Below are 8,893 nucleotides of genomic sequence, written 5' to 3' on the forward strand. Positions count from 1 at the left end.
ACCGCGCCCGCGGTCACCGGGGCGGCGGCCAGCCTGCGGTCACGGGCGCGGTGAGCGGCGCGGTCGGCTTCTACGACGACATCGTCGGCAACCGCCCGGAGCAGAAGGCGGCGAAGGGCTTCGCCGGCCACCTCGGCGCGCTGCGTGAGGGGCGGGTCACCAGCGGCCTCGTCAAGATCGCCGGGGTGGGCGCGGCCGGGCTGGCCGCGTCGGCGCTGGTCGGCAGCCGCCGCTCGGGCCGGTTCGGCCGGGGTGTGGACGTGCTGCTCGGCGCCGGGGTGATCGCCGGGACGGCGAACCTGCTGAACCTGCTCGACCTGCGCCCGGGCCGGGCGATCAAGGCCGGGGCGATTCTCGGCGCGCCGCTCGCGGTGGGCCGCAACGCCTCGATGACGGCCGGGACGCTCGGCGCGGGCGCCGCGCTGCTGCCGGCCGACCTGAACGAGGAGATCATGCTCGGCGACTCCGGGGCGAACGCGCTGGGCGCGCTGCTCGGGGTGGCGCTGACCGCCCGGACGTCGACGGCGGGGCGGGCGGCCGCGCTGGCCGCGCTGGCCGCGCTCACCGCGGCAAGCGAGAAGATCAGCTTCACCAAGGTCATCCAGGACACCCCGTGGCTGCGGCGCGTCGACGAGCTCGGCCGCCGGCCACCGGCGTGAGGCAGCCAGTCGACCCCGGCGCGGCGTCCGGCAATCCGGCCGGAGTCCCGGCCGAAGGCGTTCCGGCCAGAGACCCGGCCGTAGGCGTTCCGGCCGGAGACCCGGCGGACGGCGTTCCGGCTGGGAAGCCGGGCGGCGGGGCCGTGGCGAAGATCGCCGGCGCGGCCGCGCTGATCACGGTTCTCACCGTGGTGGCCCGGCTCGCCGGCTTCGGGCGCACGTTCGTCTTCCTCAGCACGGTCGGGCACGACGACCTCGGCGACATCTACAACGCCGCCAACGTCATCCCGAACATCGTCTTCGAGCTGGTCGCCGGCGGCGCCCTGGCGAGCCTGGTGGTGCCGCTGCTGGCCGGCGCGGTGACGGCCGGCGACTCCCGGCGGGTGCACGCGGTCACCTCGGCGCTGCTCACCTGGGCCCTGCTGCTGCTCGTGCCGCTCGCGGTGCTGGTCGCGGTGTTCGCCGGGCCGATCACCGGTCTGCTGCCGGGCGTGCCGGCCGACCAGCAGGAGGTCGCCGCGAGCATGCTGCGGGTCTTCGCGGCGCAGCTGCCGCTCTACGGCATCGGCATCGTGCTGACCGGGGTGCTGCAGGCGCACCACCGGTTCGCCTGGCCGGTGATCGCGCCGCTGCTGTCCAGCGTGACGGTGATGGCGGCGTACCTGACCTATGCGGTGATCGACGGCGCCCGCAGCGACCTGCCCGGCCTCTCCACGGCCGGGGAGCTGACCCTGTCGGTGGGCACCACGCTCGGCGTCGTGGTGCTCTCGCTCTGCCTGATCATCCCGGTCCGCAAGTTGCGCCTGCGCCTGCGGCCGGCACTGCGGTTCCCGGACGGGGACGGGCGTAAGGCGGTGCGGCTCGGCTGGGCGGGCGCCGTCACGGTCGGCTCGCAGCAGGTCATGCTGCTGGTGGTGGTCGCGCTGACGGCCAGCGGTGGGCTCACGCTCTACAACGCGGCGCAGACCGTTTTCCTGCTGCCCTGGGCGGTGCTCGCGGTGCCACTGGCGACCGCGGTCTACCCCCGGCTGTCCGCGGCCGCCGAGCACGGCGACGAGGACACCTACCGGACGGCGCTGGCGTCGACCGCCCGTACCGTCGTGTTGCTTGCCGGGTTGGGTGCGGCGGCGCTCGCCGCGCTCGCCGTGCCCGCCGCCTTCCTGATCCGTGCCGAGCCGGCCTGGACCGGCATCGCCGGGTTCGCGCCCGGCCTGTTCGGCTACGCGCTGTTCGCGCTGCTCTCGCGGGCGCTCTACGCCCGGGGCGCCACCCGCGCGGCGGCGTTCGCGACCGCGGCCGGCTGGGTGGTGGCCGCGGCCGCCGCCCTCACCCTCCTGGGTCGCGGCGAGGACAAGCAGGTGTTCGGGCTGGGCCTGGCGAACTCGATCGGGATGACGGTGCTCGCGGTGCTGCTCGCGCTCGCGGTGCGCCGGCACGCCGGGCCCGGAGCGCTCGCCGGGCTGGGCCGGGCGCTGCTCGCCGCGGTGGTAGCGGCGGGCGTAGCCGCGATCGCCGGGTGGGGCACGGTGGCTGCGCTGGCGTCGGCGTTCTGGCCGACCCCGGGCGTGCTCGGCAGCCTCGTGGAAGGCATGCTGGGCGGTGTCGTGGTGGTGACGGTGTTCGTCGCGGTCGCGTTCGTGCTGGACCGGCGGGATCTGCGACCGCTGGTGGTGACGGTGCGGGGAAAGCTGCGCCGATGAGGGAGGAACACGGCTGGTGAGCAGCGACGACGGTTGGTGCGGTTCGGTCGTGCTGGTGCTGGGGTCCGCCACCGGCGGCACCGGCGGGCACGTCGCCTCGCTGGCCCGCGGGCTGCTGGCGGCCGGTTGCCGGGTGCTGGTTTGCGGCCCGGCGGCCACCGACGAGCACTACGGTTTCAGCGCCTCCGGGCTGGAGTTCGCGCCGGTGGAGATCCCGGCCGACCCGGGGCCGCAGGACTCCGGTGCGATCCGGGCGCTGCGCCGGGCGATCGCCGGCCGTGACGCCGAGGTGGTGCACGCACACGGGCTGCGGGCCGCTTTCGTGGTTTCGCTGGCGCGCACCGGCGTACCCCTGATTGCGACCTGGCACAACGCCGTGCTGGCCAAGGGCCTGCGCGGCCAGGCCGGCGCGCTCGTCGAGCGGATCGTGGCGCGCAACGCCGCGCTGACGCTGGGCGCGTCGGAAGACCTGGTGGAGCGCGCGATCGTGCTCGGCGCGAAGCGCGCGCGGCTGGGGCCGGTCGCGGCGCCGGAGATGGCGCCGCCGCGGCGGACCCGCGCGGCGGTGCGCGCCGAGTTCCGGCTCAAGGCGGAGACGCCGCTGATCCTGTCGGTCGGCCGGCTGCACCCGCAGAAGCACTACGACCTGCTGGTCGACGCCGCGGCCCGGTGGCGTGAGCTGGACCCCGCGCCGGTGGTGGCGGTGGCCGGTTCCGGGCCCAGCTACATGCCGCTGGCGCAGCAGGCGTCCCGGCTGCACGCCCCGTTCCACCTGCTCGGGCACCGGACCGACGTGCCCGACCTGCTGCTCGGCGCGGACCTGGCGGTGGTCACCAGCGACTGGGAGGCCCGCCAGCTGTTCGCTCAGGAGGCGCTGCATGCCGGGGTGCCGCTGATCACCACGGCGGTCGGCGGGCTTCCGGGGCTGGTCGGTGACGCGGCCGTGCTGATCCCGCCGAACGACCTGGACGCGCTCGACGAGGCGGTCCGCCGGCTGCTCGCCGACCCGCGGCTGCGCGCGGAGTACGCGGCCCGTGGCCCCCAGCAGGCCGCCACCTGGCCGACCGAGGCCGATGTGGTGGCTGACGTGCGCTCGGCGTACGCGGAAGTCGCGGCGGTCCGCCGGTGACCGCGTCGCCGCAGTGGCTGGACCGGGTACGCCGGGTCCGTCGTCCCGGCACCCCGCGTGGGCCCCGGGCCAAGGGCTGGGTGCCGTACCTGCTGGTCGCGCTGGTGGCCGTGGCGAGCCTGGCCGGGCTGGCGATCCATCCCACCGAGGAGGCGCGCCGCGGGCGGGCCGACTACGTGGTGGTGGCCGCCGCGGCCGGGCTGCGCTGGGAGGACCTGGATCGGCAGCGCACCCCCGCGCTGTGGCAGGAGGCGACCCGCGGTTCGGTGGGCTGGCTGTCGGTGCGGTCCGCGCACGGCGTGACCTGCCCGTCGGACGGCTGGCTGACCCTCGGCGCCGGCAACTACGCGGCCTGGGACACCCGCGCGGTGGCCGGGCGCTGCCCGCCGGCCGAGCCGAAACTCACCCAGCCGGACGGGTTCGGGGCGAACCTGGACGAGCAGCCCACCGTGGTGCGCATCAATCAGGAGCGGTTGCCGTACGGCACCACGCCGGGCGCCCTGGCCGAGTCGGTGCGCTGCACCGTCGCCGTCGGTCCGGGCGCGGCGATCGCGGCGGCCCGCCCGTTCGGGCGCGTCGACCGCTACCTGCCCGAGCTGCCGGACGACCCGTCCGAGCTGTTCGACGACTGTGTGCTGAACATCGTGGACCTCGGCACCATCTCCGGCACCGGGGCGGAGCGGCAGGCCGCGGTGGCCGCCGCCGACGCGACGCTGGCCCGGGTGCTGGCCGCCCGCCCGCCCCGGTCGCTCATGGTGATCGCCGGGATCGCGGACACCGAGCGGGCGTCGCGGCTGCACGTGGCGATCGCCGAGGGGCCGGGCTGGCCGGGCGGCTGGCTGACCTCGGCCGGCACCGGCCGTGACGGCTACCTGCAGCTGGTCGACCTGGCCCCGACGGTGCTCTCCGCGCTGGGCCGGCCGTCGCCGGAGAAGCTGTTCAACGGTTACGCGGCGACCGTCTCCGAGGGCCGGCCGGCCGACCCCGGCGAGGCGATGCAGGGCGACCACGACGCGGACCGGCGGGCCATCGCCCAGCGCGGCGTCGCCGAGATCTTCTTCACCGTGCTGGCGATCGTGCAGTTCCTGCTCTTCGCGGCGGTGGTGCCGGTGCTGATCCGGGCCCGCCGGCACGCCGGTCCGGCCGGGCCGCCGCTGCCGCCCCGGCGGCTCGTGGCGGTGGTCGAGGCGGCCCTGATCGCGGCCGGCCTGGCCATCCCGGCGGCGCTGCTGGCCGACCTGGCGCCGTGGTGGAACAGCGAGCACCCGGCCTGGGTCTTCGGGGCGGTGACCGGGGCGCTGATGGTGGCCGGCACCCTGCTGATCCGGCTGACACCTCGCTACCCGGCGACCCTGTGGCCGATGGCGGTGGTCTCCGCGATCAGCGCCGTGGTGGTCGCGGTCGACCTGGTCACCGGGGCCCGGCTGCAGCTCAACGGCGTGGCCGGCTACTCGGCGGTGCACGGTGTGCGTTACGCCGGGCTGGGCAGCGTCGGGCTGGGCGTCTTCGTGGCCGGCCTGCTGCTGCTGGCCGGATGTCTGGCGCAGTGGGCGAGCCGGCGCTGGCGGCCGGTGGTGATGGTGTTCTTCGGCGGCATCGGTGTGGTCATGGTCGGCAGCCCCTACCTGGGCGCGGACCCGGTGGGCGCGATCGCGGTGACCGCCGGGGTGTGCGTCGCCGCGGCGATGAGCACCGGCGGCTGGCTGACCTTCCCCCGGTTCGCCTGGGCGGCGGTGGCCGGGCTGGCCGTGACCGCCGGGTTCGCGGTGGTCGACCTGAGCCGGATGCCGCTGGAGCAGGGCATGCTCGGGCGGTTCCTGACCGCGCTGGGCAGCGGCACGGCGGGTCCGGCGATGCAGCGGGCCGCGGCGGCCAACGGGCAGGCGCTGCTGGACAGCCCGCTCACCCTGCTCGCCCTGACCGGGATGCTGATGCTGCTGTTCTGCCAGTTCTCCCCGTGGGGTGGGCTGAACCGGGTGTACGGGCTGCACCCCGCCGTACGGGCCGGACTGAACGGCACCGTGGTCGCCACCCTGATCGCCGGCGTCCTCGGCGGCACCGCGGTCGGCTCGGCGGGTGCGGCGGCCGCGGCGGCCGTACCGGTGGCGGTGCTGACCGCGCTGCGGGTGCTGCTGCATGCCGCCGACCGCACGCCCCCACCCGGCGAAACGGACGGACCGGGCGGACCGTCGCTGCGCAAAACCGACGAAGATCCCGTAGTGGTGACCTAACCGGCGCATGACACGCATGCCGACCAGCCCCAACATGGCGAAGGCGGCAATCAGTGTTACGGTGAACTCCCGTGGATGGGGCACTGCCCCGGCCTCAAGATTTGAAACTGGCGACCACGGGAGCGGGCCTTGGCCTCAACAGTGCGCGACACGCGGCACATCTTCGTCACCGGGGGCGTCGCCTCCTCGCTGGGCAAGGGCCTCACCGCCTCCAGCCTCGGCAATCTGCTCACCGCTCGCGGTCTTCGCGTCGTGATGCAGAAGCTCGACCCGTACCTCAACGTCGACCCGGGAACGATGAACCCGTTCCAGCACGGCGAGGTCTTCGTCACCGAGGACGGCGCCGAGACCGACCTCGACGTCGGGCACTACGAGCGCTTCCTCGACCGGGACCTGTCCGGCAAGGCGAACGTGACGACCGGCCAGGTCTACTCGGCTGTCATCGCCCGGGAGCGGCGCGGCGAATACCTCGGCGACACCGTGCAGGTCATCCCGCACATCACCAACGAGATCAAGAGCCGGATCTTCGCGATGGCCGACCCGGACGAGAACGGCAACGTTCCGGACGTGGTCATCACCGAGGTCGGCGGCACCGTCGGCGACATGGAGTCGCTGCCGTTCCTGGAGGCGATCCGCCAGGTCCGGCACGAGGTCGGCCGCGACCACGTCTTCTACCTGCACGTGTCGCTGGTGCCCTACCTCGCGCCGTCGGGTGAGCTGAAGACCAAGCCGACGCAGCACTCGGTGGCGGCGCTGCGCAACATCGGTATCCAGCCGGACGCGCTGATCTGCCGCAGCGACCGGGAGATCCCGGAGAAGATGAAGCACAAGCTGGCGCTCTACTGCGACGTGGACGCCGAAGCGGTCATCGCCTGCCCGGACGCGCCGAGCATCTACGACATCCCGAAGGTGCTGCACGACGAGGGCCTGGACGCCTACGTGGTGCGCCGGCTCGGCCTCTCGTTCCGCGACGTCAACTGGAAGACCTGGAACGACCTGCTGGAGCGGGTCCACCACCCGAAGCGCACCATCACGATCGCGCTGGTCGGCAAGTACGTGGACCTGCCCGACGCCTACCTGTCGGTGAGCGAGGCGATCCGCGCCGCCGGCTTCGGCAACACCGTCAAGATCAAGCTTCGCTGGGTGCCGAGCGACGACTGCAACACGCCGGCCGGCGCCGCGGCCGCCCTCAAGGGCGCCGACGGCATCGTCATCCCCGGCGGATTCGGCGTGCGCGGCATCGAGGGCAAGGTCAACACCTCGCGGTACGCGCGGGAGAACCGCATCCCGATCCTCGGCCTCTGCCTCGGGCTGCAGTGCATGACGATCGACGCGGCCCGCAACCTGGCCGGTCTGGCCGGGGCCAACTCGGTCGAGTTCGACGAGAAGGCGCCGTACCCGGTGATCTCGACGATGGCCGACCAGGAGGACATCGTCGCCGGCAAGGGTGACCTGGGCGGCACCATGCGGCTCGGCGCCTACCCGGCGGCGCTCAAGCCGGGTTCCATCGTGGCTGAGGTTTATGGCTCCACGGAGATCTCCGAGCGGCACCGGCACCGCTACGAGGTGAACAACGACTACCGGGACAAGCTGTCGCAGGCCGGGCTGGTCTTCTCCGGCACCTCGCCGGACGGTCGTCTCGTCGAGTTCATCGAGCTGGACCGGGACGTGCACCCGTACTTCGTGGCGACCCAGGCGCACCCGGAGCTGAAGAGCCGCCCGACCCGGCCGCACCCGCTCTTCGACGGTCTGGTGAAGGCGGCCATCGCCTACGCCGCCGCGGACGAGCTGCCCGTCGAGGTGCCGGTCGAGCCGGTCGAGGCTTCCTGACATGGCGTTCGAGCACGAGACGGTGTCGCGTGTCGAACGGTTCCAAGGGGCGATCTTCACGGTCTTCACCGACGAGGTGACGATGTCCGACGGTGACACCGCCGACCGGGACGTGGTGGAGAACCGCGGCGCGGTCGTCGTGGTCGCCCTCGACGAGGACGACCGGGTGGTGCTGATCAAGCAGTACCGGCACGCGGTGCGGCAGCGCCTCTGGGAGCTGCCGGCCGGGTTGCGCGACGTCGAGGGCGAGGACGAGGCGGTGACCGCGGCGCGGGAGCTGGCCGAGGAGGCCGACCTGACCGCCGGCCGGATGGAGCCGTTGATCGACCTGCACACGTCGCCGGGGTTCTCCGACGAGTGGGTGCGGGTCTTCCTGGCCCGCGACCTCGCGCCGGTGGCGGAGGCCGACCGGCACACGCGCACCGCGGAGGAGGCCGACCTGGAGGTTCGCCGGGTCGACCTGGACGAGGCGGTCGCCATGGTGTTCCGCGGCGAGATCACCAACGCGGCGGCGGTCGCCGGCCTGCTGGCCGCGGCCCGCGCCCGCGACTCGGGGTGGACCCTGCTGCGCTCCAGCTGAGCGTGCTTCACCACTACGGCCGCCCGGGTCCCCGGGCGGCCGTCGTCGTTGCCGGTCATGGTTCCACGACCGCTTCCGGCACCTGCACGTCCGGCCAGCCGGGGTCGGGTGCCGCGCCGTGGATCCGGGCCAGCGCGTAGGCGCACACCGCCTGCCAGCCCTCGTCTTCGGGGATCAGGCCGTCGGCGGCGCCCCACCGCCAGCCCACCTGCCGCAGCGGCGACTCGACATGCGGCCGCAGCACCGGAATCGCGGCGGCCGCCGCCGGCCCGATGGCGGCCAGGGCACGCACCGCCAGGACACCCCACGGGATGGGGGCGACATAGCGCGCCAGCACCGGCACGACCGGGACCGGATCAGCGGTGACGTGCCAATAGGCCACCGCGGCGTGGACGGCCCGCCACTCGTAGTCGGCGTCGAACATCGGTGGAAGCTGTCCGGCGAGGCTCGCCGCGGCCGGACCCACCTCGGCGAGGACCGCCAGGGCCTGATGGTCGCGGATCTGGTCGCCGAGGACTTCCAGCAAGCCGTCCAGGTCGCCGGTGATTCGCCACAGCGCTCGGGCGGCGATCCGCCGGCGGAGCCGGTCGTCGCCTCGGCGCAGCTCAGTCAGCTCGGGCAGGGCGCCGGCGGCGGCTGGACCGAGGTCGCCCAGAAGCGTGCCCGCCGACCAGGGATGCTCGGCCACCTGCCGCCGCAGCACCGGCACCAGCGCAGCCGGGTCGGCACCGGCGCGGCCCGCCGCCCGGATCAGCCGGGCCCGG

The 8,893-nt window shown here is 74.3% G+C and carries 7 protein-coding genes; 6 read left to right on the forward strand and 1 reads right to left on the reverse strand.

Translation table 11 applies throughout. The features are described from left to right. From AB0F81_RS48770 to AB0F81_RS48795, 6 genes are all read left to right on the forward strand, one after another. Positions 1 to 659: hypothetical protein (locus tag AB0F81_RS48770; protein ID WP_360210863.1), on the forward strand; the 659-nt coding region annotated here is incomplete at its 5' end. Between the two features lie 143 nt (positions 660 to 802). After that, positions 803 to 2,359, forward strand: a complete 1,557-nt coding sequence (locus AB0F81_RS48775) for a lipid II flippase MurJ (RefSeq protein WP_360210865.1) — start codon at positions 803 to 805, stop codon at positions 2,357 to 2,359. 16 nt (positions 2,360 to 2,375) lie between these two features. Continuing rightward, on the forward strand, positions 2,376 to 3,488 hold the full coding sequence (locus AB0F81_RS48780; RefSeq protein ID WP_360210867.1) for a glycosyltransferase family 4 protein: 1,113 nt from the start codon (positions 2,376 to 2,378) through the stop codon (positions 3,486 to 3,488). A 110-nt stretch (positions 3,489 to 3,598) separates the two neighbouring features. Then, a complete protein-coding gene (locus AB0F81_RS48785) occupies positions 3,599 to 5,719 on the forward strand; it encodes a hypothetical protein (protein ID WP_360210875.1) in 2,121 nt (706 codons plus the stop codon). 129 nt (positions 5,720 to 5,848) lie between these two features. Continuing rightward, positions 5,849 to 7,549, forward strand: coding sequence for a CTP synthase (locus AB0F81_RS48790; protein WP_360210869.1), 1,701 nt, complete (start codon positions 5,849 to 5,851; stop codon positions 7,547 to 7,549). A 1-nt stretch (position 7,550) separates the two neighbouring features. Beyond that, on the forward strand, positions 7,551 to 8,129 hold the full coding sequence (locus AB0F81_RS48795; RefSeq protein WP_360210871.1) for an NUDIX hydrolase: 579 nt from the start codon (positions 7,551 to 7,553) through the stop codon (positions 8,127 to 8,129). Positions 8,130 to 8,184: 55 nt separating this feature from the next. On the opposite strand, the gene AB0F81_RS48800 is transcribed toward AB0F81_RS48795, so the two are convergent. Then, the coding region (locus AB0F81_RS48800; RefSeq protein WP_360210873.1) for a hypothetical protein at positions 8,185 to 8,893 on the reverse strand (709 nt) is incomplete at its 5' end.

Source organism: Actinoplanes sp. NPDC024001 (assembly GCF_040638955.1).
GTDB lineage: Bacteria > Actinomycetota > Actinomycetes > Mycobacteriales > Micromonosporaceae > Actinoplanes.

Excerpts from the sequence above, each read along its gene's own strand:
- AB0F81_RS48795 (WP_360210871.1), top strand. The coding sequence starts at position 7,551 with ATGGCGTTCGAGCACGAGACGGTGTCGCGTGTCGAACGGTTCCAAGGG.